Origin of the sequence: Cupriavidus nantongensis (genome assembly GCF_001598055.1) — a bacterium.
GTDB lineage: Bacteria > Pseudomonadota > Gammaproteobacteria > Burkholderiales > Burkholderiaceae > Cupriavidus > Cupriavidus nantongensis.
In genome coordinates this window covers 2,305,877-2,328,937 of record NZ_CP014844.1, presented here as the reverse complement: position 1 = coordinate 2,328,937, position 23,061 = coordinate 2,305,877, and the positions used below count along the sequence as shown (strand labels likewise).

Here is a 23,061-nt window from a genome sequence, read left to right as displayed (position 1 = left end):
CCCCGCCATGAGCGATCACCTCTACGTCTATTTCCGCGTGCCGGAGGCCGTCGCCGCCGAGGCGCTGCCGCACTGGCACCGCTGGATGGAAACGGTCGCCGAAGCCACCGGAATTGGTGGTACGCTGATGCGCAGGCCGGAAACCCGCGCCGGCGTGCAGACCTGGATGGAGTGCTACGCCGACGTGCCGCCCGCGTTCGATGCCACGCTGGAAGGGCTGTGGCGGCAGAGCGGGCTGGACCATTGGGTGGAAGGCGAGCGGCGCGCCGAACACTTTATCGACCTGGACGTGCTGTAGGCGTGCTGTCGACGCCGATGGACTGAAGTATGCGGAGACCGCCGGCGCGGCAACTCCGCGGCAAAGGAAGCCATACGATGTGTCTGATCCTGGTTGCCTGGCAATCCCACCCGGACTATGCCCTGGTCGTGGCCGGCAACCGCGATGAATTCTATGCCCGCCCCGCGGCGGCCGCGCACTGGTGGCAGGATGCGCCCCAGGTGCTGGCCGGCCGCGACCTGGCCGAGGTCATCGGCGAGCCCGGCACCTGGATGGGCGTCAACGCCGACGGCCGTTTCGCCGCGCTGACCAACTACCGCGCCCCCTCCGAAAAACGCACCGACGCGCGCTCGCGCGGCGAGCTGGTGGCGGGCTTCCTGCGCGGCCACGCGGCGCCGTTCGACTACCTCGACGGCCTCGCCGGCGAAGACGGCTGCTACAACGGCTTCAACCTGCTGGCGAGCGACCTGCGCGAACTATGGTGGTACAGCAACCGCTCGGCGTCGCGCCAGCCGCAACGGCTGCGGCCCGGCCTGTACGGGCTGTCCAACGCGCTGCTCGATACGCCCTGGCCCAAGGTGCGCAGCCGCGTCGGCGCGCTGGCCGAAGTGCTGGCCGCCGACAGCGGCCAGCCCAGCGCCAGCGCCGAGCCCTACCTGCAGATGCTGGCCGACGAACGCCAGGCCGCGGATTTCGAGCTGCCCGCCACCGGCGTGGCGCCGGAGTGGGAAAAGCTGCTGTCGTCCGCCTTTATCCGCTCGCCGATGTACGGCACGCGCGCCAGCACGGTCCTGCGCATCCGCCACGACGGGCGCTTCGACCTGAGCGAGCGCAGCTTCGACGCCGACGGCCGCATCGGCGACGTGGCCTACCACGGCACGCTGAACCTGTCGCGCGACACCGGCATCGTGCAGGCGCCGCGCTGAACGCAGCGCCGGCGCCTTATCCCCGCAAGCGCTTGCGCATCTCCACGTGCGGGATGCCCGCCTCTTCGAATTCCGGCCCCACCTGCTCGAAGCCCACGCGCGCATAGAACGGCGCCGCGTGGGTCTGCGCGTTGAGAACCAGTTCCGGATAACCCAGCTGTTCCGCCTTGCGCATCAGCGCCTCCAGCACCAGCGCGCCGACGCCGCTGCCGCGCGCCGGCTTCAGCACGGCCATGCGGCCGATATGGCCGTCGGGCAGCAGCCGGCCGGTGGCCAGCGGCGTGCCGTCGTCGGCCAGTGCCAGCGCATGCCAGCTGGGCTCGTCCCATTCGTCCCATTCCAGTTCCACCGGCACGCCCTGCTCTTCGACAAAGACGGTGTAGCGGATGGCGCGCGCGCGTTCGCGGGCTTCGGACCAGGGGCAGATCAGGACGGTGGCGGGCATGGCGAAAAGGGCAAGCAAGTGGAAATGCGGGCGCCAATGATACGCCAGGCCCCGCCGCACCGCAGCCGCACCAATGTGGAGCCATGTCCGCACGCTACCGCGATCGTTTGCACCATATAAGGGTTTACCTGGGGTCGGCAGCCGTATAGCAAATTTGTATGATGACCTGATTACCGAATGACCGGGAAAGCTGCCGTGTTCCAGAAAGTCCCTGCCCGCGCCCTGACCGACAACGTTGCCGAACAGTTGCTGGACAAGATCCAGAGCGGCGCCTTTGCCCGCGGCGACAAGCTGCCGACCGAGGCGGTACTGTCCGAGGAGTTCGGCGTCAGCCGCACCGTGGTGCGCGAGGCCATCTCCCGGCTGAAGTACGAAGGCGTGGTCGAGTCGCGCCAGGGCAGCGGCGTGTTCGTGACGCTGCAGGCCGGCATCCGCCCGCTGCGCATCGACTACACCGACACCGGCACGCTCGAAGCGGTGCTGCAGATCGTCGAACTGCGCCGCGCGATCGAGGCCGAAGTCGCCGCGCAGGCGGCCCGGCGCCGCACCGATGCCTCGATGGCGGCGATCGACGCCGCGCTGGCCCGCCTCGACGAGGTGGTGGCGCAGGGCGGCGACGGCGTCGCCGAGGACGTGGGCTTCCACCGCGCCATCGCCGAGGCCACCGGCAACCCCTATTTCCTCAAGACGCTCGAGTTCCTGAGCCAGTACCTCGAAGCCGCCACCCGCGTGACCCGAACCAACGAGGCGCGGCGCGCGGACTTTTCGCGCCAGGTGCGCGAGGAACACCAGGCCATCGTCGCCGCGATCCGCGCCGGCGACCCGCTGGCCGCGCGCAACGCCGCGCAGAACCACATGTACAACGCCGCGCACCGGCTGGCCCAGCTGGGGGCCGACGAGAGCGGCGACCAGCATGGCGCCACCAACTGAAGCGCGCCGCGAGCAACGAATCATCCGTATCTGTTTCAGGGAGTCCCTATGTCCAGGAATATCGGCGTCATCGGCCTTGGTGCCATGGGCTTTGGTGTCGCGCAGTCGCTGCTGCGGGCCGGTTTCAACGTGCACGCCTGCGACCTGCGTGCCGAAGTGCTGCAGCGCTTTGCCGATGCCGGCGGCGTGCCGTGCGCCTCGCCCGCCGAGCTGGGCAGCCGCTGCGACGTGGTGCTGACGCTGGTGGTCAACGCGCAGCAGACCGAGGCCGTGCTGTTCGGCGCCGACGGTGCCGCCGGTGCTGTGTCTGCGATGCAGCCGGGCAAGCTGGTGATTGCCAGCGCCACGGTGCCGCCGGGCTTTGCCGAGACCCTGGGACAGCGCCTCGCCGAAAAAGGCCTGCTGATGCTCGACGCGCCGGTCTCGGGCGGCGCCGCGCGCGCCGCCAGTGGCGAGATGACCATGATGACCTCCGGCCCCGCCGAAGCCTATGCGCTGGCCGAGGACGTGCTGGCCGCCATCGCCGGCAAGGTCTACCGCCTGGGTGCCGCGCATGGTGCCGGCTCCAGGGTCAAGATCATCAACCAGCTGCTGGCCGGCGTGCATATCGCCGCCGCCGCCGAAGCGATGGCGCTGGGCCTGCGCGAAGGGGTGGACCCGGACGCGCTCTATGACGTGATCACCCACAGCGCCGGCAACTCGTGGATGTTCGAGAACCGCGTGCCGCATATCCTGAAGGGCGACTACACGCCGCTGTCCGCGGTCGACATCTTCGTCAAGGACCTGGGCATGGTGCTCGACACCGCGCGCACCAGCAAATTCCCGTTGCCGCTGTCGGCCGCGGCGCACCAGATGTTCATGATGGCGTCGACCGCCGGCCACGGCGGCGAGGACGATTCCGCCGTGATCAAGATCTTCCCGGGCATCGAGCTGCCCGGGCAGGCCGGCCAGGCAGAGTAAGGAGCCGCGACCATGACCGCCCTCCTTGGCTGCATCGCCGACGACTTCACCGGCGCCACCGACCTCGCCAACACGCTGGTGCGCAACGGCATGCGCACCGTGCAGACCATCGGCGTGCCCGCATCCATGGCCGATATCGGCAGCGCCGACGCCGTGGTGGTCGCGCTCAAGTCGCGCACCGTGCCCGCGGCCCAGGCCGTGGCCGAGTCGCTGGCCGCGCTGCAATGGCTGCGCGCGCAGGGCTGCCGCCAGTTCGTCTTCAAGTACTGCTCGACCTTCGATTCGACCGACGCCGGCAATATCGGCCCGGTGGCCGAGGCCCTGCTGGCGGCGCTGGACAGCGACTTCACCATCGCCTGCCCGGCCTTCCCCGAGAACGGCCGCACCATCTTCCGCGGCCACCTGTTCGTCGGCGATGCGCTGCTGAACCAATCGGGCATGGAACACCATCCGCTGACGCCGATGACCGATGCCAACCTGGTGCGCGTGCTGCAGCGCCAGAGCAAGCACAAGGTCGGGCTGCTGCGCCATGACGCGGTCGCGAGCGGCGCGCAGGCGACCGCCGAGCGCATCGCCGCGCTGCGCGGCGACGGCGTGCGCATGGCGATTGCCGATGCGGTGTCCGACGCGGACCTGCTTACACTGGGCGAGGCGTGCGCCGGGCTGCCGCTGATCACCGGCGGCTCCGGCATCGCGCTGGGCCTGCCGGAGAATTTCCGCCGCGCCGGCCTGCTGCCGCAGCGCGCCGACGCCGACGCGGTGCCGGCCGTCGACGGCCCCGGCGTGGTGCTGGCCGGCAGCGCCTCGCGCGCGACCAACGGCCAGGTGGCACGCTGGCTCGAGCAAGGCCGTCCGGCGCTGCGCATCGACCCGCTCGCGCTGGCGCGCGGCGAGGCCGTGGCCGACGCGGCGCTCGCCTTTGCCGCCGCGCATGACCAGCCCGTGCTGGTTTATGCGACTTCCAGCCCAGACGAAGTCAAGGCGGTGCAGGCCGAGCTGGGCGTGGCGCGCGCCGGCCACCTGGTCGAGCAATGCCTGGCCACGGTCGCCGCCGGTCTGAAGGTACGCGGCACGCGCCGCTTCGTGGTGGCGGGCGGCGAGACCTCGGGCGCGGTGGTGCAGGCGCTGGGCGTGCGCGCGCTGCGGATCGGCGCGCAGATCGCGCCGGGCGTGCCGGCCACGGTCACGCTGGATGCCACGCCGCTGGCGCTCGCGCTCAAGTCGGGCAATTTCGGCGGCCCGGACTTCTTTGACGAAGCGCTGCGCCAGCTGGGAGGCGAGTAATGAGCACCGAAAGCAAGCTGCGCGAAGAGATCTGCCGCATCGGCGCCAGCCTGTACCAGCGCGGCTACACCGTCGGCTCGGCCGGCAATATCAGCGCGCGGCTCGACGACGGCTGGCTGATCACGCCGACCGATGCGTGCCTGGGCATGATGGATCCCGCGGCGGTCGCCAAGGTCGCCAGCGACGGCAGCTGGGTCTCGGGCGACAAGCCGTCGAAGACGCTGACGCTGCATCGTGCCATCTATGACAACAACCCCGGGGCGCACGCCGTGGTGCATACGCACTCGACGCACCTCGTGGCCCTGACGCTGGCCGGTGTCTGGCAACCGGACGACGTACTGCCGCCGCTCACGCCGTACTACGTGATGAAGGTCGGCCATGTCCCGCTGATTCCCTACCATCGCCCCGGCGATCCCGCGGTAGCCGCGCGCGTGGCCACGCTGGCCGCGCAGGTGCGCGGCGTGCTGCTGGAGCGCCTGGGGCCGGTGGTGTGGGAGTCCAGCGTATCGCGCGCCGCGTTCGCGCTGGAAGAACTGGAGGAGACCGCCAAGCTATGGATGACCATGAAAGACGTACCCGGCTTTGCCGCCCGCGCGGCGCTGCCCGACAGCGCCCTGGCTGAGCTGCGCGACACCTTCCAGGCGCGCTGGTAGCACCAGCCCCGCTGCTTCCCTGACCACCCCGGCCTGATCCTGGCGCGGCGGCCCCGGCCACCGCGCGGGGGACGCGCATGCCTGCGATCCGCGCGTGGCCGCAACCACAAGACCAGACTCACCACCATACCCGGAGACCACCGATGCCATCCAACCAACCGGCGGCCAGCGTGCCCGCCTTCGACAGCCTGGGCGGCAACGCCAGGCTCGACGCCGACAGCCAGATCGAGAAACGCGCCTACAGCAAGGTGTTCTGGCGCATCATGCCGTTCCTGATGCTGTGCTACGTGGTCGCCTACCTCGACCGCGTCAACGTTGGTTTTGCCAAGCTGCAGATGGGCCAGGACCTGGCCTTCTCCGAGACCGTGTTCGGCCTGGGCGCCGGCCTGTTCTTCATCGGCTATTTCCTGTTCGAGCTGCCCAGCAACCTGCTGATGCACAAGATCGGCGCGCGCATCTGGATCGCGCGCATCATGATCACGTGGGGCATCATCTCGGCGCTGTTCATGTTCGTGCAGACGCCGACGCAGTTCTACGTGATGCGCTTCCTGCTGGGCCTGGCCGAAGCCGGCTTCTATCCCGGCGTGATCCTGTACCTGACCTACTGGTTCCCGGCCAACCGCCGCGCCAAAATGATCGCGCTGTTCATGTCCGGCATCCCTATCGCCGGCATGTTCGGCAACCCGCTGTCGGGCTGGATCATGGACGCGTTCAACGGCACTCACGGCATGCGCGGCTGGCAGTGGATGTTCCTGCTCGAGGCGCTGCCCGCGTTCGTGATCGGCCTGCTGACGATCTTCGTGCTGCGCGACGGCATCGACAAGGCGCCGTGGCTCGACGCCGACGAGAAGCGCGTGCTCAAGCGCAATATCGAGGAAGACCAGCGCAATGCCGGCGCCGCCGCCGGCAAGGGGCATGGCCACTCGCTCGGCGCAGTGTTTGCCGACCGGCGCGTGTGGTGGATGTGCCTGATCTACTTCTGCTTCGTCACCGGCCAGTACGCGCTGACCTTCTGGATGCCCACGCTGGTGAAGTCGAGCGGCGTGACCGGCAACTTCAATATCGGCCTGCTGTCCGCGATCCCGTTTATCTGCGCGGTGGTGGTGATGAACATCCTGGGCCACAGCGCCGACGCGCGGCGCGAGCGCCGCTGGCACCTGATCGTGCCGGCGCTGATGGGCGCGGCGGGCTTTGCCATCGCCGCCTCGTTCACCAACAATACGACCGTGGCGATTGCCGCGCTGTCGCTGGCCGCCGCCGGCGTACTGACCTGCGCGCCGCTGTTCTGGTCGCTGCCGACCTCGTTCCTGTCGGGCATCGCCGCGGCCTCGGGCATCGCGGTGGTCAACTCGGTGGGCAACCTGGCCGGCTTCGTGTCGCCGTACATGGTGGGCGCGCTCAAGGACCTGACCCAGAGCACCCAGCTGCCGATGTACGTGCTGTCGGCCATCCTGGTGGCCGGCGCCGTGCTGGTGTGGCTGACGCCCGCTAAACTGGTCAACCGCTGAACCCGCTTTCGCTTCCGGAGTTTCCCATGCCGCGCTTTGCCGCCAACCTGTCGATGATGTACCAAGAGCACGCCTTCCTGGACCGCTTTGCCGCTGCCGCGGCCGACGGCTTCCGGGCGGTCGAGTACCTGTTCCCGTACGAGCACCCCGCCGCCGAGCTGCGCGCGCGCCTCGACGCGAACGGCCTCGCGCAGGCGCTGTTCAATGCCCCGCCGGGCGACTGGGCGGCGGGCGAGCGCGGCCTGGCGGCGCTGCCGGGGCGCGAGGCGGAATTCCGCGCCAGCATCGGCCGCGCGCTCGACTACGCCGGCGTGATCGGCAATGACCGCATCCATGTGATGGCCGGCCTGGTCCCGGCCGATGCCGAGCCCGCGCGCTGCCGCGCCGCCTACCTGGAGAACCTGGCCTTCGCCGCCAATACCGCGGCCGCGCAGGGCGTGACGGTGCTGATCGAGCCGATCAACACGCGCGACATGCCGGGCTATTTCCTCAACCGCCAGGACGACGGCCAGGCGATCTGCAAGGAGGTCGGCGCTGCCAACCTGAAGGTGCAGTTCGACTGCTACCACTGCCAGATCGTCGAGGGCGATGTCGCGATGAAGCTCAGGCGCGACTTCGCCGGCATCGGCCATATCCAGATCGCCGGCGTGCCCGAGCGCCACGAGCCGGACCTGGGCGAGCTGCACTACCCCTACCTGTTCGACGTCATCGACGCGCTCGGCTATGCCGGCTGGATCGGCTGCGAATATCGCCCGCGCGCCGGCACCTCGGCAGGCCTGGGCTGGCTCAAGCCCTATCTCGGGCGCTGATGCAAAACCACTGAAGAGCTCTTGCCATGAACGTACTGATTACCGGCGGCGCCGGCTTCCTCGGCCTGCAGCTGGCCCGCCTGCTGCTGCAACGCGGCACCCTGAACCTGGACGGCAAGGCCGTTGCCTTCGAGCGCCTGACGCTGCTCGACGTGGTCGCGCCGCAAGGCCTCGACCAAGGCCTGGACAATGGGCGCGTGCGCGTCGTCACCGGCGACCTGTCCGATCCCGCCGTGCTGCGCCAGGCCATCGACCAGGACACCGGCGCGGTGTTCCACCTCGCCGCCGTGGTCAGCGGCCAGGCCGAGGCCGATTTTGAGCTGGGCATGCGCGTCAACCTGGACGCATCGCGCGCGCTGCTGGAAAGGTGCCGTGAACTGGGCCACAAGCCGCGCGTGCTGTTCACCAGCTCGGTCGCGGTCTACGGCGGCGAGCTGCCGCCGGTGGTGCAGGACGACACCGCGCTCAATCCGCAATCGTCGTACGGCGTGCAGAAGGCCATCGGCGAACTGCTGCTGTCGGACTACAGCCGCCGCGGCTTTGTCGACGGCCGCGTGCTGCGCCTGCCCACCATCAGCGTGCGCCCCGGCAAGCCCAATGCGGCGGCGTCGTCGTTCGCCAGCGGCATCATCCGCGAGCCGTTGGCGGGCGTGGCGGCCAATTGCCCGGTGGCACCGGAGACCAAGCTGTGGCTGCTGTCGCCGCGCGCGGCAGTGGCGGCGCTGGTCAACGGCATCGAACTGGCGGGCGAGCGCCTGGGCAACCGCCGCGTGGTGAACCTGCCGGGCCTGTCGGTCACTGCCGCGGGCATGGTCGACGCGCTGCGCCGCGTCGCGGGCGATGCGGTGGCGGACCTGGTGACGTGGGAACGCGAGGAACGTATCGAGAAGATCGTCGGCACGTGGCCGGCGGCATGGAATGCGGAGCGCGCCTTGTCGCTGGGGTTCGAGAGCGACGCGAGCTTTGATGCGGTGATCCGGGCTTATATGGAGGATGCGGGGGTGGGGAAGTAAGCTTCTGCCGTCCTGCAATTGCGACTGCCTGTTCAGTTGCTGAGCGCCGGTCCCCTCTCCCGCTTGCGGGAGAGGGTTAGGGTGAGGGCCAGAGCGTCGCGTCCTTGCACCGCTTGCCGCGAGGCACACGCCCCGCCCTCACCCCCGCCCCTCTCCCGCGCGCGGGAGAGGGGAGCAAACAAGCGGAAATGGTCAGGCCGAAGCCGGCTTCACCACCTCATACCCCTCGATCACCTCCCGCACCACCCCCGGGATCGGCGCCGACTTCTGCGTCGCCGGGTCCGCGCACACATAGACGATTTCACCGGTGATCAGGTGCTCGTCGCTCCGATACATCTCCACCCGGAACAGCATGCTGGACCGCCCCAGCCGCGCCATGCGGCCGCGGATATCGAGCTGATCGTCGAAGCGCGCCGACGCGTGGTACTCCAGCGTCGACTTGACCACGAAGATATCCACGCCGTGCGCGTGCAGCACGTCTTCGGGATAGCGGATGCCCAGCGCGCGCCAGTACTCGGTCACGCAGATATCGCAATACGTCAGGTAGTGCGCATTGAAGACGATCGATTGCGGATCGACTTCGGACCAGCGCACGCGCAGCGGGATGGAATGGCGGAATTCCTCTTTGGCCATACGTGGTGTCCTTGTTGATCGGGCTTACTGCGGCTTGGCCAGCCCCAGCTTTTCGATGATCGCCTTTTCCTTCTTGACGGTGTCGGCCGCGAACTGCGCGTACTGCTGGGTGTTCATGTAGAACGGCTCCATGTCGAACTTGGCCAGCGACTCGCGGTAGTTGGGCATCTCCATCGCCTTCTTGAAGGCGTCATGCAGCTTCTGCACGATCTTCGGGTCGGTGCCCTTGGGCGCGACCAGGCCGAACGGCGAGGTCTGCACGATGCCCATGCCCAGTTCCTTCAGCGTCGGCACGTTGGGGAAGCGCGCCGAGCGCTTCTCGCCCCAGGTCGACAGCAGGCGCAGCTTGCCCTGCTCCACGTACGGCGCCCACGCCGGGGTGTCGGCCACCGACATCACGTGGCCGCCGAGCAGCGCCTGCATCGATTCCGAATTGCCCTTGTACGGGATATGCGAGAACTGCACGCCCTGCTTCATCGCCAGCTCTTCCATGGTCAGGTGCAGCGTGGTCATCGAGCCCGGCGAGCCGTAGGTCAGCTTGCCCGGGTTGGCCTTGGCGTAGGCGATGTAGTCCTGCATGGTCTTGATCGGCGAATCGGCCGGCACCACCAGGCCGAACGAATAGCCGGCAAGGTTGATGATGTAGCTCAGGTCCTTGACCGGGTCCCAGTTGATCTTGGTGGTGTACGGCAGGCGGTAGACCGGCATGGCCACCTGCGCCAGCGTGTAGCCGTCGGGCGCGGTGCTCTGCATCAGCTGCGCCGGCAGCACGCCGCCGGCACCGGGCTTGTTCTCGACGATCACGGGCTGGCCGAGGATCTTCGAGGCGTTGTCGGCCAGCACGCGGAACGGGATATCCGTGGAGCCGCCGGCGGTGTAGCCGATCACCAGCCGGATCGGGCGCTGCGGGAACTTATCAGCCTGAGCCTGGGCCTGGGCCTGGGCGGGCATGGCGGCAAGACCGAGGGCCGTGGCGGCGGCGGCGATGCCCGCGCGGGCGAGGAAGTGGCGGCGTTGCATTTGACGATGTCTCCTAGTGCTGCAAATCACTGCTTGAAAAATGCGTGGACCGGCGCGACCGCAAGGCGGGCCCTAGTCCTGCGTGGTGCCGAACGCGGTGCGCAGCGCGGCGACGGCATCGGCATGCGCCTGCGCCACCGCGGGCACGAACCGGCCCAGCTTGAAGAAGTCATGGATCATGCCGGGGTAGTCGGCCAGCGTGGCGGCAACGCCGGCGGCGCGCAGCTTCTCGGCGTAGGCCACGCCCTCGTCGTGCAGCGGGTCGTAGCCGGCCACCGCGATCCAGGCCGGGCAGACCCCGCCCACCTCTGCCCCGGTGCCGCCGCCGTCGAGCGGGGCAAAGCGCCAGTCGTCGCGGCTGGCATCCCGGTCCAGGTACTGCGCGAAGAACCAGCGGATCATGTCGGCCGTCAGCAGGTAGCCGTCGGCCAGCGCGCGATGCGACGGCGTATCCTGGCGTGCGCAGGTGCCCGGATAGATCAGCAGCTGCAGCACCGGCGCCAGGCCGGCATCGCGCGCCTCGACCGCGCACGCCGCGGCCAGCGTGCCGCCGGCACTGTCGCCGCCCAGGCCGATGCGCGCCGGGTCGGCGCCGAGCTTGTCGGCTTCGGCGAAGACCCAGTGCAGCACATCGAAGGCGTCATTGACCGCGGTCGGGAAGCGCCACTCGGGCCCGAGCCGGTAATCGACCGACAGCACCATGCAATCGGCCTGGCCGCACAGCAGGCGGCACAGCGGATCGTGCGAATCGACGCTGCCGACCGTGAAGCCGCCGCCATGAAAGTACACCAGCAGCGGCAGCGGCTCGATCCAGCTGGCCTCGCGCGGCGTATACAGCCGCACCGGGATGGCGTGGCCGTCGCGCGCCGGCACCAGCAGGTCTTCCGCGGTATGCACCGGCGGCGGGTTGATATCGAGGATCGGCGCGCTTTTCTCGTAGGCGATCTTGGCGTCTTCCGGCGCCATGGCGTGGATCGGCGGCCGCTTGGCGCGCGCGATCAGGGCCAGCAACGCGGCCATCTGCGGGTCCAGCGGACGGTCCGGCAGGCCTGGCGTGGCGGATGGAGAAGACGGTACGACAGACATAGGGCGTGATGCGGCGCAAACCCGGTACGGGCCGCGCGCAGCAGCGCTGGCGCGGCGTCGGCATCGGGACAAGTTCGAATAGTGAACGATCGTTCGATTTTAGTATGATGCCAGATGTTTCCGACCCCGGGCAGTCCGAGATAACCCGGAAAAGTCCTGCCCGCCGTGCCACGCCGGCAGTTTTTGCGCGATCATCGGCTGCAGTGGCGCCGGGGCCGGCGGAAACGATGCGACAGTGCCATTGAACCCCAGCCCGGCGCATGGTGCCAGCGGCGGGCCAGGCCCGTGACAACAACGAATTCCAGCGCGAATTCCACTATTTCGCGGCAGATCCCAGCAGGAGACAAGCAAACATGGCGTTCATCTACTATCTGACCCACATTCACCTGGACTTCGGCGCGGTCAGCGTGCTCAAGTCGGAATGCGAGCGCATCGGCATCCGCCGTCCGCTGCTCGTCACCGACAAGGGTGTGGTCGCGGCCGGCGTGGCGCAGCGCGCCATCGACGCGATGCAGGGGTTGCCGGTGGCGGTGTTCGACGAGACCCCGTCGAACCCGACCGAGGCCATGGTGCGCAAAGCCGCCGCGCAGTACCGCGAGCACGGCTGCGACGGGCTGGTGGCAGTGGGCGGCGGGTCGTCGATCGACCTGGCCAAGGGCATCGCGATCCTGGCCACGCACGACGGCGAGCTGACCACCTATGCCACCATCGAGGGCGGCAGCGGCAAGATCACCGACAAAGCGGCGCCGCTGATCGCGGTGCCCACCACCTCGGGCACCGGCAGCGAGGTCGCGCGCGGCGCCATCATCATCCTGGACGACGGCCGCAAGCTGGGCTTCCATTCCTGGCACCTGCTGCCCAAGTCCGCGGTGTGCGACCCGGAGTTGACGCTGGGCCTGCCCGCCGGCCTGACCGCCGCCACCGGCATGGACGCCATCGCCCACTGCATCGAAACCTTCCTGGCGCCGGCCTTCAACCCGCCCGCCGACGGCATCGCGCTCGACGGACTGGAGCGCGGCTGGACCCATATCGAGCGCGCCACCCGCGACGGCAACGACCGCGATGCGCGCCTGAACATGATGAGCGCGTCGATGCAGGGCGCGATGGCGTTCCAGAAGGGACTGGGCTGCGTGCATTCGCTGTCGCACCCGCTCGGCGGGCTGAAGATCGACGGCCGCACCGGGCTGCACCACGGCACGCTCAACGCGGTGGTGATGCCGGCGGTGCTGCGCTTCAATGCCGACGCGCCCACCGTAGTGCGCGATCACCGCTACGCGCGCCTGCGCCGCGCCATGCACCTGCCCGACGACGCCGACCTGGCGCAGGCGGTGCACGACATGACCGCGCGCCTGGGCCTGCCCACCGGGCTGCGCCAGATGGGCGTGACCGAGGACATGTTCGACAAGGTGATCGCCGGCGCGCTGCGCGACCACTGCCACAAGACCAACCCGAAAGAAGCCAGCGCCGCGGATTATCGGCGTATGCTTGAGCAGTCCATGTAGTGCGGCAGCAAGGTGGCCCGCCGGCACCGCGGCGGGCGCCTCCCAACCGAGGAGACAATATGACCGGCGAGCACCTGCAGGTAGTCCATGGCGACATCACCCGGATGGAAGTCGATGCCATCGTCAACGCCGCCAACAGCGGGCTGCTGGGCGGCGGCGGTGTCGACGGCGCCATCCACGGGGCCGGCGGCCCCGCCATCATGGAGGCCTGCCGCGCGATCCGCGACGCGCAGGGTGGCTGCCCCACCGGCGAGGCGGTGCTGACCACCGGCGGCCGCCTGCCGGCGCCGTACGTGATCCACGCGGTCGGGCCGGTGTGGCAAGGCGGGGGCCAGGGCGAGGAAGAGCAGCTCGCCAGTGCCTACCGCAACAGCATCCGGCTGGCGGCGCAGCATCACCTGCGCACGCTGGCCTTCCCCAATATCAGCACCGGCATCTATGGCTTCCCGCGCGAACGCGCGGCGGATATCGCCATCGCCGCGGTGCGCGAGGCGCTGGCCGGGGCGCCGGAGATCGAGCAGGTCACCTTCGTCTGCTTCGACGACGAGAACTACCGGCTTTACCGCGAGCGGCTGAGCTGAAGCATGCATGCGGCGGCCTGTGCCGCCGCGTGCGTGCGCTGAATTAGACCGGCAGCGCGCTGCGGATCAGCTGGTTGATCCGCTCCGGCTGCTCGTGGATCACCCAGTGGCTGCCCTCGGGGATGCGCTCCAGCCGCAGGTCGGGCACGAAATCGGCCAGGCCATCGACCAGCGACTTCGGCAGCGCGCGGTCGCGCTCGCCCCAGATCACGAACGTCGGCACCCTGACCACGAAAGCGGCCGGGTCCAGCCGTGAAATATCCGGCGGCGGCTCGCCCTCGCCCGGCGGATGCATCGGCGAAGCGCGGTAGAAGTTGACGCCGCCGGTCAGCGGATGCACGCCGGCGTCCTTGCCCTCGCCCGGCTGCGACCACGCCGCGTGATACCTGGCGCGGGTCTCGGCGGTGTACCACGCCGCCGGCTTGCCGTCGTCGTCGGACAGCATCCGGTCCAGCAGCGCGAAGTCGTTGGCCGCCAGCGCCTGTTCCGAGCCCGGCTTGCGCAGCCAGTTCATGTACGCCGACGCGGCCTGCTGCGCCGGGTCGGTGGCCAGCGCGCGCGCGAACAGGTACGGGTGCGGCGAATTGACGATGACCAGCTGGCGCACCAGCTGCGGGAACCGGATTGCCAGGTTCCAGCAGATCGCGCCGCCCCAGTCGTGCGCCACCACGATCGCCTGGTCATACCCGAGCGCACCGATGAACTGCACCAGGTCTTCGACGATATGGCGCGGGCGGTAGGCCTCTACCTCGGCGGGCTTGCTCGACAGGTTGAAGCCGCGCAGGTCGGGCGCGACAGCGAAGTGCGTGCGCCCGAACTCGGCCAGCTGCGCCTCCCATTCGAACCAGAATTCCGGAAAGCCATGCACGAACAGCATCAGCGGCTTGCCGCGCTCGCCCGCGCTGGCGTAGTGCAGCCGAGTTTCGTTGGGCAGCGTGGCGTACTGCAGGTGGCGGATCACGGCGGCGGGAGCTGCCATGTTGGTCTCCATATGCGGTCCCTCCTCGTTGTGGCGTGGTGCTGGCCAGCGTTGGTTAACGGGGTTGGCTAACGTCAGCTCAGCCGCGCAACGCGGCAACCAGGCCCGCGCGGACCTCGGGCTTGTCGGCAAACGGATCGCCGGGGTTGCGCTGCCCGACGATATCCTCGAAGCGCTGGCGCACGGGAGCGAGCGCCTGGGGGTGGGAATAAATATAGAAGCTTTCGTCGCGGATGGCATCGAAGGTGATCTGCGCCACCTCCGCCGCGGTCACCTTGCCCGAGCCGACGGCCTTGTCCGACAAGGCCTGCGACACCAGCTGCGAACGCGTCGGCGGCGCCTGGTTGGCCAGGCCGGCGGGCCGGTTGCGCTGCGACTGGCTGATGCCGGTCGGCACGAAGTACGGGCACAGCACCGAGCAGCGCACCTGCTGCGTCACCAGCCCGAGGTCCTGGTACAGCGTTTCGGTCAGCGCCACCACCGCGTGCTTGGACACGTTGTAGACGCCCATCGCCGGCGGATTCAGCAAGCCCGCCATCGATGCCGTGTTGACGATATGCCCCTCGAACGCCGGGTCCTTCTCCGCGGCGGCCAGCATCAGCGGCGTGAAGATGCGCACCCCGTGCACCACGCCGTACAGGTTGACGCCCATCACCCATTCCCAGTCCCGCTCCGAGTTTTCCCAGATCAGGCCGCCCGCGCCGACGCCGGCATTGTTGAACAGCAGGTTGACCTGGCCGAAGGCCTCGATCGCGGCATCGGCCAGCGCCTGCACCTGCCCGGCTTGCGAGACGTCGGTACGCAAGCCGATCACCGGCACGTTGCGCGCCTGGAATTCGGCGACGGTCGCGTCCAGCGCGTCTTCCTGCACGTCGGCCAGCACCAGCTTCATGCCGAGGTCGGCGGCGATGCGGGCAAATTCCTTGCCGAAACCCGAGGCGCCGCCGGTAATGACGGCCACCCTGTTGGAGAAATCCTTCATGTCGTCTGTCCTGTCGCGTGAATCGAATGGGGGCTGCCCGCCGCGTGGCGGGCATGCGGGTTCAGTCCAGCAGGTCGGGCTGTTCCTTGACGATGCGGGCATAGAGCGGCTGGAACTGGAACCAGCCCGCCTGCGCCGTGCCGACGATCGAATACGCCTGCCGTGCGGCCGCGTCGGCAATCACCTTCAGCGGCGCCTGCGTGCGCGCCGCGGCGGCTTCGGCCAGCAGCTGCACCTGGCACGAGCGCTCCATGGTGATGAACCACCACGCCGCTTCGTCGACGGTCTTGCCGACGGTGAGCAGGCCATGGTTCTGCAGGATCGCGGCCTTGTTCTGCCCGAGCGCGTTGGCGATGCGCTGGCCCTCGTCCAGCTCCACCACCACGCCGCCAAAGTCGTCATAGACCGCATGGTCGTTGTAGAAGGCGCACACGTCTTGCGTCAGCGGGTCGAGCGGCCGGCCCAGCGTCGACCAGGCGCGGCCATAGGTACTGTGCGAATGCGCGGCCGCAACCGCGTCGGGGCGGGTCTGGTGCACGCGCGAATGGATGGCGAAGGCCGCGGCATTGACCGGGTAGTCGCCCTCGACCACGTCGCCGTGGTGGTCGCAGCGGATCAGGTTCGATACCCGGATCTGGCTGAAATGCACGCCGAACGGATTGACCCAGAAGGTGTCGGGAAACTCGGGGTCGCGCGCGGTGATATGGCCGGCCACGCCTTCGTCGAAGCCGAATTTCGAGAACAGCCGGAAGGCGGCGGCGAGGCGCTGCTTGCGGTGCTGGCGCTCTTCGCCCACGGTGGCGAACTGCGGCGGCCGCGGCAGGTTGCGGTAGCGCGCCTTGACCTCTTCGGGCAGGCCGGCGCCGATCTCGTCGGCGCTCGGGATTTGCGGGGCTTGCGGGGCATTCATCGGTGTCTCCTGTGGCGGGTCCAGTGATATCCGTTGCCCGCGGCGCGCCCAGCAGACGCGCCGCGGCCCTGCATGCGCGGGTCAGACCAGCTTGACCAGCTGCTTGCCGAAGTTCTTGCCCTTGAGCAGGCCCATGAACGCTTCCGGCGCGCTGGCCAGGCCTTCGGCGATGCTCTCGCGGAACTTGAGCTTGCCCTGCGCGACCGCGGTGCCCAGCTCCTTCAGCGCCTGCGGCCACACCTCCATGTGCTCGGAGACGATAAAGCCCTCGACGGTCAGCCGCGAGACCAGGATCAGCTGCGGATTCTTCAGCGGCAACGGCTGGCCGTCATAGCCGGCGATCATGCCGCACATGGCGATGCGGCCGAAGGCGTTCATGCGCGACAGCACCGCGTCGAGGATGTCGCCGCCGACGTTCTCGAAGTAGCCGTCGATGCCGTCGGGCGTGGCCTCCTTGAGCATGGTGTAGAGCTCCTTCGGGTCTTTCGCCGCCTTGTAGTCGATGCAGGCGTCGAAACCGAGTTCGTTGACCACGTAGTCGCACTTGTCCTTGCCGCCGGCAAAGCCCACCGCGCGGCAGCCCGCCAGCTTGGCCAGCTGGCCCACCACGCTGCCGACCGCGCCCGACGCGGCGCTGACCGCGATGGTCTTGCCCGCCTTGGGCTGGATGATCTTGTTCAGGCCATACCAGGCGGTCACGCCCGGCATGCCGACCGAACCCAGGTAGGCCGACAGCGGGATATGCGTGGTATCGACCGTCTGCAGGCCGGTGCCGTCGCTGACACCCATCTCCTGCCAGCCGAACATGCCGACCACCTTGTCGCCCGGCTTGAACTTGCTGTTCTTGCTTTCCACCACTTCGCCGACGGTGCCGCCGATCATCACCTCATTGAGCGGCTGCGGCGCGGCGTAGGACTTGCTGTCGTTCATGCGGCCGCGCATATACGGGTCGAGCGACAGGTAGTGGTTGCGCACCAGCACCTGGCCATCGGCAATCTGCGGCACGGGCACCTCTTCCAGCCGGAAATTGGCCGGCGTCACCGCGCCTTCGGGACGCGAGGCCAGGACGATGCGCTTGAACGTGTTGGACATGGTGGGTTCCTTCCAATGGGAGATGGAAACTGCATGGAAACTGCCGAGGCGGGGCAAAGCGGCATATGGAGCGCCCCGCCTGTGCTGCGCCGGCGCTCAGCCGTCGGCGCCGGTATCGGTTTCGCCCGGGCGCTGCGGCGGCATGCGCCGGATGTACTTGAACGTGCCCGAGCCACGCGCCACGGTCTTGCCGTCGGCATCGACGATCTCGGCCTCGCAGAACACCATGGTGGTGGTGCGGTGCACGGTGGTGCCGCGCGCGGTCAGGTGGCCGCGGCCCGGCGCCATAAAGCTGCTCTTCATCTCGATGGTGACCACGCCGCGGCCATCGGCATCGCTGCTGCGGCCGGCCACCGCCATGGCCACGTCGAGCAGCGTCATGATCACGCCGCCGTGGGCCATGTCCCAGCTGTTCTGGTGGCGCTTTTCGGTCGCCAGCGAGATCTCGCTGCGCCCGCCCTCGGCCAGGCTGCAGGTCACGCCGAGTTCGGCAAGGAACGGGATATGGCTCACGGAGCCGGTGTACTGGTTCATGGCAATGCGAATGGAAGTGGGGGTTGGAGAGGCGCCGGCGGTTTGGCCGCCGGCGCCGACCCCCGAATTATTGCCGCAAACGAAGGCTGTCGCCCGGACTGCGCTCAGACCGCGCTGACGCCGCCGTCCACCGCCAGGATCTGCCCGGTGATGTGCTTGCCGGCATCGCTGGCGAACAGCAGCGCGGCGCCCTTCAGGTCTTCGTCGTCGCCCAGCCGGTGCAGCGGCACGCCCGCGCACATCGCTTCGACGCCGATGCGCTCGAGCGAGCCCTTGGTCATCTTCGACGGGAAGAAGCCGGGCGCCAGCGCGTTGACGGTGATGTTGTGCTCGCCCCACTCCGCCGCCAGCGTGCGCGTGAAATTGACCACCGCACCCTTGGAGGTGTTGTAGGCGATGGTTTCCATGGTGCCCGGCGGATTGCCGGCCAGGCCGGCGATCGACGCCACGTTGATGATGCGGCCGTGGCGGCGCGGGATCATCGACAGCTTGCCGATGCGCTGGCTCAGCAGGAACAGTCCGCGGATATTCAGGTTCATCACCTTGTCCCACGCTTCCAGCGGATGGTCTTCCGCCGGCGCGCCCCAGGTGGCGCCGGCGTTGTTGACCAGGATGTCGACGTGGCCCAGTTTGGCGATGGCCTCGTCGGCCAGGCGCGCGATCTCGGCTTCCTGCGAGCCGTCGGCGGCGATCCAGTCGGCCTCGATGCCCAGGCCCTTCAGATGCTCCTGCGCGGCGCGCAGCTCGTCGGCCTTGCGCGCCGACAGCACGATGCGCGCGCCCTGCTCGCCCAGCGCCTCGGCAATCTGCAGGCCAAGCCCGCGCGAGCCGCCGGTGATCAGCGCGGTCTTGCCCTTCAGGTCAAACAGTTGCTGGATGGTGCGCATATTGTCTCTTCCCTGGTTGTCTTTGAATGATGTGGCAGGCGCTCAGAACCACGCGTCCTGCATGTCCAGCGTGGTGCGGTCGAGCGATGCCAGCAAGTCGAACTGCGGGCCGACCTTTGGCAATTCGAAGCGGAAGAAGTACGCCGCCGCGGCCAGCTTGCCGCGATAGAAATCATGGTCTTCCTGGCCGCTTGCCTGCGCCAGCGCGGCCTGCGCCAGCAGCGCCTGCTCCAGCCAGATCCACGCGACCACAACGTGGCCGAAGGCTTCGAGATAGATCGATGCGTTGGCCAGCGTCACGTTGGCATCGCCGGCGCTCCACAGCGTCTGCGTGACTTCGGCCAGCCGCCGGGTTGCGGCGCCGAGGGCGCGCGCCTGCTGCGCCAGTTCGGCATCGTCCGCGGCCAGTGCGCGGCCGATGGTGGCCTGCACGCGCTCGCCCAGCAGCCTGAACGCGGCGCCATCCTTCATCACCACCTTGCGGCCGAGCAGGTCCAGGCCCTGGATGCCGTGCGTGCCTTCGTGGATCGGGTTCAGGCGGTTATCGCGGTAGAACTGCTCGACGTTGTATTCGCGGGTGTAGCCATAGCCGCCATGCACCTGGATCGCGAGGCTGTTGGCTTCCAGGCACCATTGCGACGGCCAGCTCTTGGCGATCGGGGTCAGGATGTCGAGCAGCAGCGCCAGGCGCGCATGCGCCTCCTGGTCGCCGGCGGCGGCAGCGGCTTCTTCCTCGTCGACCAGCCGCGCGCAGTACAGGTTCAGCGCCAGGCCGCCCTCGACATAGCTCTTCTGCGCCAGCAGCATGCGGCGGATATCGGCATGCTCGACCAGCTTCACCTGCGGGCTGGCGGCGTCCTTGCCGCCGGGGCCGACGGGGCGGCCTTGCGGGCGGTTGCGCGCATAGTCCAGCGCATGCAGGTAGCCGGTGTAGCCGAGCATCACCGCGCCCAGGCCCACGCCAATGCGCGCCTCATTCATCATGTGGAACATGCAGGCCAGGCCCTTGTGCGGCTCGCCCACCAGGTAGCCGATCGCGCCGGCCTTGCCGCCCGGCTTGTACTTCATGCCCTCGCCGAAGTTCAGCAGGCAGTTGGTGGTGCCGCGGTAGCCCATCTTGTGGTTCAGGCCGGCCAGCACCACGTCGTTGTGCTCGCCCAGCGAGCCATCTTCGTTGACCAGGTACTTGGGCACGATAAACAGCGAGATGCCCTTCACGCCCGGGATCAGCTTGCCGTCCGGGCCCGGGATCTTGGCCAGCACCAGGTGGACGATGTTCTCGCTCAGCTCATGCTCGCCGGCGGAAATCCACATCTTGTTGCCGCGCAGCCGGTATTGCGCGCCCAGCGGCGATTCGCCCTCATACTCTGCGCGCGTGGTGATATCCGACAGCGACGAGCCGGCCTGCGGCTCCGACAGGCACATGGTGCCGAAGAAGCGCCCTGCCATTTCCGGCTTGACGAAGGTCTCGACCTGCGCCGGCGTGCCGTGCGTCAGCAGCAGGTTGGCGTTGCCGATGGTCAGGAACGGATAGGAACTGGTGCCGACATTGGCGCCCTTGAAATAGGCGAAGCCGGCCTTCTCGACCACCACCGGCAGCTGCATGCCGCCCAGCTCGTAGTCCTGCCCGGCGGCCATCAGCCCGGCCTCGCAGAAGGCCTTCAGCGCGGTGCTGACCTCGGGGATGATTCTGACGGTCTCGCCGTCGAATTCGGGTTCGTGCTGGTCGTTCTTCTTGTTGTGCGGCGCGAACAGGTCGGTGGCGATCTTCTCGCAGGTATCCAGCGCGGCATCGAAGGTCTCGCGCGAATGGTCGGCGTAGCGCGGGATGCGGGTCAGCTCGTCGACCTTGAGCCATTCATACAGGATGAAGTTCAGGTCGCGACGGGAAAGGATCATCGACATGGTGTCTCCATGCGGCGCACTGCGTGGGGCGCTCGCGAATTCTTTTCTGTTCTCGGGACGGCGTAGCGCTTGAAGAACGCTTTGCTTCGGATGACCAATGGCGGGCTCCCTCTCCCGCTTGCGGGAGAGGGTTGGGGAGAGGGCCGGCGTGGCCACGAAGGGAGGCGCCCGGGTACTGCTAGCTCCTGCCCTCTCCCCCGGCCCCTCTCCCGCAGGCGGGAGAGGGGAGCAAACAGGCGGTCTGTCGTTACAGGACCTCGAACAGCCCCGCCGCGCCCTGCCCGCCGCCAATGCACATCGTCACGACCACATACTTCACCCCACGGCGCTTGCCCTCGATCAGCGCATGGCCGACCAGGCGCGCACCCGACACACCATACGGATGCCCCACCGCGATCGCGCCGCCGTTGACGTTGAGGCGGTCCATCGGGATGCCCAGCGTGTCGGCGCAGTACAGCACCTGCACCGCGAAGGCTTCGTTCAGCTCCCACAGGCCGATGTCGTCGACCTTCAGGCCGGCCTTCTTCAGCAGCTTGGGCACGGCAAAGACCGGGCCGATACCCATCTCGTCGGGCTCGCAGCCGGCCACGGCAAAGCCGCGGAACACGCCCAGCGGCTGCAGGCCCTTGGCCGCCGCCACGCGCGCGTTCATCACCACCGCCGCCGAGGCGCCGTCCGAGAACTGCGAGGCATTGCCGGCGGTGATCACGCCGCCCGGCACCGCGCTGCGGATCTTGGCCACGCCTTCCAGCGTGGTATCCGGGCGGATGCCTTCGTCGCGGTCGATGGTGACTTCCTTCGTCACCAGCTGGCCGGTGGACTTGTCGGCAACGCCGGCGAGCACCGTCATCGGCACGATCTCGTCGTTGAACTTGCCGGCTTCCTGCGCGGCGGCAGCGCGCTGCTGGCTGCGCACGCCGTACTCGTCCTGGCGCTCCTTCGAGATGTTGTAGCGCTTGGCCACGTTCTCGGCGGTCTGCAGCATGTTCCAGTAGATTTCCGGCTTGTTCTTGGTCAGCCAGCTTTCCTGGACCATATGGCGGTTCATCTCCTGCTGCACGCACGAGATGCTCTCGACGCCGCCGGCGACGAAGATGTCGCCCTCGTCGGCGATCACGCGCTGCGCCGCCATGGCGATGGTCTGCAGGCCCGACGAGCAGAAGCGGTTGACGGTGGCGCCGGGCACGGTGACCGGGCAGCCGGCGCGCAGCGCGATCTGGCGCGCGATATTGGCGCCGGTGGCGCCTTCCGGATTGGCGCAGCCCATCAGCACGTCTTCGACCTCGGCGGCCTCGATCCTGGCGCGCGCGATGGCGTGCTGGACCGCGTGGCCGCCCAGCGTGGCGCCGTGGGTCATGTTGAAGGCGCCCTTCCAGCTCTTGGCCAGGCCGGTCCGTGCGGTGGATACGATGACTGCTTCGTTCATGTGTTGCTCCTCGGAATCTCTTGTGTCGTTCAGTTCGGTGTTTCGGTTCAGCCCTGGCCCCTGAGCAGTTCGGCGGACATCACGCGCGCGACGCCGGCGGCGCCGAGGTCCTGCCATGCCTGTGCCAGCGACCCGTGCAGGTCGATGGCGCGGCACGCATCCTCGACCAGCGCGGCCTCGAAGCCCGCGGCGCGGGCATCGAGCGCGCTCCAGGCCACGCAGTAGTCCGTCGCCAGCCCGGCGCAGAACACGCGCCTGACGCCGTGCTCGCGCAGGTAGCCGGCCAGCCCGGTGCGCGTGGTGCGGTCCGCTTCCATGAAGGCGGAGTAGCTGTCCACGCCGGCATGGTGGCCCTTGCGGATCACCAGCCGCGCGTGCGGCACGTGCAGGCCCGCATGCAGCGCGGCGCCGGGCGTGTCCTGCACGCAGTGCACCGGCCACAGCACCTGCTCGCCGTACGGCAGCGCCAGCGTCTGGAACGGCTGCGCGCCGGCATGGTTGGCCGCGAACGAGACGTGCGCGGCCGGATGCCAGTCCTGCGTCAGCACCACGTGCCCGAACGCGCGCGCCAGCCGGTTGATGACGGGCACCACCTCGTCGCCGCGGGGCACGGCAAGCGCGCCGCCCGGCATGAAGTCGTTCTGCACGTCGATCACCAGCAGGCAATCGTCAGGTCGGAGGGTGGTGTCCATGTCAGTGCCAGGGGGAACCGTGGTGGC

General features: G+C 68.6%; 24 protein-coding genes. 11 read left to right on the top strand and 13 right to left on the bottom strand.

The window, feature by feature from the left end:
• Positions 1–7: 7 nt before the first annotated feature.
• Both A2G96_RS10905 and A2G96_RS10900 read left to right on the top strand, forming a co-directional pair.
• Positions 8–298, top strand: a complete 291-nt coding sequence (locus tag A2G96_RS10905) for a DUF4936 family protein (RefSeq protein WP_062799204.1) — start codon at positions 8–10, stop codon at positions 296–298.
• Positions 299–375: 77 nt separating this feature from the next.
• Positions 376–1,203 (top strand): NRDE family protein, encoded by an 828-nt coding sequence (locus A2G96_RS10900; protein WP_062799202.1) that lies wholly within the window; start codon positions 376–378, stop codon positions 1,201–1,203.
• Positions 1,204–1,219: 16 nt separating this feature from the next.
• Here A2G96_RS10900 and A2G96_RS10895 read toward each other — a convergent pair whose 3' ends face one another.
• Positions 1,220–1,648 (bottom strand): GNAT family N-acetyltransferase, encoded by a 429-nt coding sequence (locus tag A2G96_RS10895; protein ID WP_062799200.1) that lies wholly within the window; start codon positions 1,646–1,648, stop codon positions 1,220–1,222.
• A gap of 195 nt (positions 1,649–1,843) precedes the next feature.
• Between A2G96_RS10895 and A2G96_RS10890 the strand changes: the two genes are divergently transcribed.
• The 7 genes from A2G96_RS10890 (at position 1,844) to denD (ending at position 8,805) form a co-directional block, all read left to right on the top strand.
• Entirely contained in the window at positions 1,844–2,578 is a 735-nt protein-coding gene (locus tag A2G96_RS10890; protein ID WP_062802127.1) for a FadR/GntR family transcriptional regulator, read from the top strand.
• Positions 2,579–2,626: 48 nt separating this feature from the next.
• Positions 2,627–3,538 (top strand): L-threonate dehydrogenase, encoded by a 912-nt coding sequence (gene ltnD / locus A2G96_RS10885; protein ID WP_062799197.1) that lies wholly within the window; start codon positions 2,627–2,629, stop codon positions 3,536–3,538.
• Between the two features lie 12 nt (positions 3,539–3,550).
• Complete coding sequence (otnK, locus tag A2G96_RS10880) at positions 3,551–4,822, top strand: 3-oxo-tetronate kinase (protein ID WP_062799194.1); 1,272 nt, start codon at positions 3,551–3,553, stop codon at positions 4,820–4,822.
• Positions 4,822–5,475: a 3-oxo-tetronate 4-phosphate decarboxylase gene (gene otnC, locus A2G96_RS10875; RefSeq protein WP_062799192.1), complete on the top strand. Its 654-nt coding sequence runs from the start codon at positions 4,822–4,824 to the stop codon at positions 5,473–5,475. Before otnK ends, otnC begins: the two co-directional genes overlap by 1 nt.
• Positions 5,476–5,618: 143 nt before the next feature.
• Entirely contained in the window at positions 5,619–6,983 is a 1,365-nt protein-coding gene (locus A2G96_RS10870; protein WP_150124112.1) for an MFS transporter, read from the top strand.
• A gap of 26 nt (positions 6,984–7,009) precedes the next feature.
• Entirely contained in the window at positions 7,010–7,792 is a 783-nt protein-coding gene (otnI, locus tag A2G96_RS10865) for a 2-oxo-tetronate isomerase (protein ID WP_062799190.1), read from the top strand.
• A 26-nt stretch (positions 7,793–7,818) separates the two neighbouring features.
• Entirely contained in the window at positions 7,819–8,805 is a 987-nt protein-coding gene (gene denD / locus A2G96_RS10860; protein ID WP_062799187.1) for a D-erythronate dehydrogenase, read from the top strand.
• A 192-nt stretch (positions 8,806–8,997) separates the two neighbouring features.
• Here denD and A2G96_RS10855 read toward each other — a convergent pair whose 3' ends face one another.
• The 3 genes from A2G96_RS10855 to A2G96_RS10845 form a co-directional block, all read right to left on the bottom strand.
• Positions 8,998–9,438 carry a YbgC/FadM family acyl-CoA thioesterase gene (locus A2G96_RS10855; protein WP_062799184.1) on the bottom strand — a complete coding sequence of 147 codons (441 nt, stop codon included), beginning with the start codon at positions 9,436–9,438 and terminating at the stop codon, positions 8,998–9,000.
• Positions 9,439–9,462: 24 nt separating this feature from the next.
• Positions 9,463–10,458 carry a tripartite tricarboxylate transporter substrate binding protein gene (locus A2G96_RS10850; protein ID WP_062799182.1) on the bottom strand — a complete coding sequence of 332 codons (996 nt, stop codon included), beginning with the start codon at positions 10,456–10,458 and terminating at the stop codon, positions 9,463–9,465.
• 72 nt (positions 10,459–10,530) lie between these two features.
• Positions 10,531–11,544 (bottom strand): alpha/beta hydrolase, encoded by a 1,014-nt coding sequence (locus A2G96_RS10845; RefSeq protein WP_062799179.1) that lies wholly within the window; start codon positions 11,542–11,544, stop codon positions 10,531–10,533.
• A gap of 353 nt (positions 11,545–11,897) precedes the next feature.
• Here A2G96_RS10845 and A2G96_RS10840 point away from each other — a divergent pair, with 353 nt between their 5' ends.
• Both A2G96_RS10840 and A2G96_RS10835 read left to right on the top strand, forming a co-directional pair.
• Positions 11,898–13,046 (top strand): iron-containing alcohol dehydrogenase, encoded by a 1,149-nt coding sequence (locus A2G96_RS10840; RefSeq protein WP_062799177.1) that lies wholly within the window; start codon positions 11,898–11,900, stop codon positions 13,044–13,046.
• 59 nt (positions 13,047–13,105) lie between these two features.
• Positions 13,106–13,627, top strand: coding sequence for an O-acetyl-ADP-ribose deacetylase (locus A2G96_RS10835; protein WP_062799175.1), 522 nt, complete (start codon positions 13,106–13,108; stop codon positions 13,625–13,627).
• Positions 13,628–13,670: 43 nt separating this feature from the next.
• Here the strand turns inward: A2G96_RS10835 and A2G96_RS10830 are convergent, their stop codons facing one another.
• The 9 genes from A2G96_RS10830 to pncA form a co-directional block, all read right to left on the bottom strand.
• Positions 13,671–14,618, bottom strand: a complete 948-nt coding sequence (locus A2G96_RS10830) for an alpha/beta fold hydrolase (RefSeq protein ID WP_062799173.1) — start codon at positions 14,616–14,618, stop codon at positions 13,671–13,673.
• Between the two features lie 67 nt (positions 14,619–14,685).
• Positions 14,686–15,588, bottom strand: coding sequence for an SDR family oxidoreductase (locus A2G96_RS10825; protein WP_062799171.1), 903 nt, complete (start codon positions 15,586–15,588; stop codon positions 14,686–14,688).
• A 61-nt stretch (positions 15,589–15,649) separates the two neighbouring features.
• Entirely contained in the window at positions 15,650–16,498 is an 849-nt protein-coding gene (locus A2G96_RS10820; RefSeq protein ID WP_062799169.1) for a class II aldolase/adducin family protein, read from the bottom strand.
• Positions 16,499–16,579: 81 nt separating this feature from the next.
• On the bottom strand, positions 16,580–17,590 hold the full coding sequence (locus tag A2G96_RS10815) for an NADP-dependent oxidoreductase (RefSeq protein WP_062799166.1): 1,011 nt from the start codon (positions 17,588–17,590) through the stop codon (positions 16,580–16,582).
• Between the two features lie 96 nt (positions 17,591–17,686).
• Positions 17,687–18,124, bottom strand: a complete 438-nt coding sequence (locus A2G96_RS10810; protein ID WP_062799164.1) for a PaaI family thioesterase — start codon at positions 18,122–18,124, stop codon at positions 17,687–17,689.
• A gap of 104 nt (positions 18,125–18,228) precedes the next feature.
• Entirely contained in the window at positions 18,229–19,011 is a 783-nt protein-coding gene (locus A2G96_RS10805) for an SDR family oxidoreductase (protein WP_062799161.1), read from the bottom strand.
• 42 nt (positions 19,012–19,053) lie between these two features.
• Entirely contained in the window at positions 19,054–20,916 is a 1,863-nt protein-coding gene (locus A2G96_RS10800) for an acyl-CoA dehydrogenase (RefSeq protein ID WP_062799159.1), read from the bottom strand.
• A gap of 247 nt (positions 20,917–21,163) precedes the next feature.
• Positions 21,164–22,342, bottom strand: coding sequence for an acetyl-CoA C-acyltransferase (locus A2G96_RS10795; protein WP_062799157.1), 1,179 nt, complete (start codon positions 22,340–22,342; stop codon positions 21,164–21,166).
• Between the two features lie 47 nt (positions 22,343–22,389).
• Positions 22,390–23,034 carry a bifunctional nicotinamidase/pyrazinamidase gene (gene pncA / locus A2G96_RS10790; protein WP_062799155.1) on the bottom strand — a complete coding sequence of 215 codons (645 nt, stop codon included), beginning with the start codon at positions 23,032–23,034 and terminating at the stop codon, positions 22,390–22,392.
• Positions 23,035–23,061 lie beyond the last annotated feature (27 nt).

What these genes read in the sequence shown, in the direction of transcription:
- A2G96_RS10905 (WP_062799204.1), top strand. Translation starts at nt 8, where the DNA reads ATGAGCGATCACCTCTACGTCTATTTCCGCGTGCCGGAGGCCGTCGCC.
- A2G96_RS10900 (WP_062799202.1), top strand. Translation starts at nt 376, where the DNA reads ATGTGTCTGATCCTGGTTGCCTGGCAATCCCACCCGGACTATGCCCTG.
- A2G96_RS10895 (WP_062799200.1), bottom strand. Translation starts at nt 1,648, where the DNA reads ATGCCCGCCACCGTCCTGATCTGCCCCTGGTCCGAAGCCCGCGAACGC.
- ltnD (WP_062799197.1), top strand. Translation starts at nt 2,627, where the DNA reads ATGTCCAGGAATATCGGCGTCATCGGCCTTGGTGCCATGGGCTTTGGT.
- otnK (WP_062799194.1), top strand. Translation starts at nt 3,551, where the DNA reads ATGACCGCCCTCCTTGGCTGCATCGCCGACGACTTCACCGGCGCCACC.
- otnC (WP_062799192.1), top strand. Translation starts at nt 4,822, where the DNA reads ATGAGCACCGAAAGCAAGCTGCGCGAAGAGATCTGCCGCATCGGCGCC.
- A2G96_RS10870 (WP_150124112.1), top strand. Translation starts at nt 5,619, where the DNA reads ATGCCATCCAACCAACCGGCGGCCAGCGTGCCCGCCTTCGACAGCCTG.
- otnI (WP_062799190.1), top strand. Translation starts at nt 7,010, where the DNA reads ATGCCGCGCTTTGCCGCCAACCTGTCGATGATGTACCAAGAGCACGCC.
- denD (WP_062799187.1), top strand. Translation starts at nt 7,819, where the DNA reads ATGAACGTACTGATTACCGGCGGCGCCGGCTTCCTCGGCCTGCAGCTG.
- A2G96_RS10855 (WP_062799184.1), bottom strand. Translation starts at nt 9,438, where the DNA reads ATGGCCAAAGAGGAATTCCGCCATTCCATCCCGCTGCGCGTGCGCTGG.
- A2G96_RS10850 (WP_062799182.1), bottom strand. Translation starts at nt 10,458, where the DNA reads ATGCAACGCCGCCACTTCCTCGCCCGCGCGGGCATCGCCGCCGCCGCC.
- A2G96_RS10845 (WP_062799179.1), bottom strand. Translation starts at nt 11,544, where the DNA reads ATGTCTGTCGTACCGTCTTCTCCATCCGCCACGCCAGGCCTGCCGGAC.
- A2G96_RS10840 (WP_062799177.1), top strand. Translation starts at nt 11,898, where the DNA reads ATGGCGTTCATCTACTATCTGACCCACATTCACCTGGACTTCGGCGCG.
- A2G96_RS10835 (WP_062799175.1), top strand. Translation starts at nt 13,106, where the DNA reads ATGACCGGCGAGCACCTGCAGGTAGTCCATGGCGACATCACCCGGATG.
- A2G96_RS10830 (WP_062799173.1), bottom strand. Translation starts at nt 14,618, where the DNA reads ATGGAGACCAACATGGCAGCTCCCGCCGCCGTGATCCGCCACCTGCAG.
- A2G96_RS10825 (WP_062799171.1), bottom strand. Translation starts at nt 15,588, where the DNA reads ATGAAGGATTTCTCCAACAGGGTGGCCGTCATTACCGGCGGCGCCTCG.
- A2G96_RS10820 (WP_062799169.1), bottom strand. Translation starts at nt 16,498, where the DNA reads ATGAATGCCCCGCAAGCCCCGCAAATCCCGAGCGCCGACGAGATCGGC.
- A2G96_RS10815 (WP_062799166.1), bottom strand. Translation starts at nt 17,590, where the DNA reads ATGTCCAACACGTTCAAGCGCATCGTCCTGGCCTCGCGTCCCGAAGGC.
- A2G96_RS10810 (WP_062799164.1), bottom strand. Translation starts at nt 18,124, where the DNA reads ATGAACCAGTACACCGGCTCCGTGAGCCATATCCCGTTCCTTGCCGAA.
- A2G96_RS10805 (WP_062799161.1), bottom strand. Translation starts at nt 19,011, where the DNA reads ATGCGCACCATCCAGCAACTGTTTGACCTGAAGGGCAAGACCGCGCTG.
- A2G96_RS10800 (WP_062799159.1), bottom strand. Translation starts at nt 20,916, where the DNA reads ATGTCGATGATCCTTTCCCGTCGCGACCTGAACTTCATCCTGTATGAA.
- A2G96_RS10795 (WP_062799157.1), bottom strand. Translation starts at nt 22,342, where the DNA reads ATGAACGAAGCAGTCATCGTATCCACCGCACGGACCGGCCTGGCCAAG.
- pncA (WP_062799155.1), bottom strand. Translation starts at nt 23,034, where the DNA reads ATGGACACCACCCTCCGACCTGACGATTGCCTGCTGGTGATCGACGTG.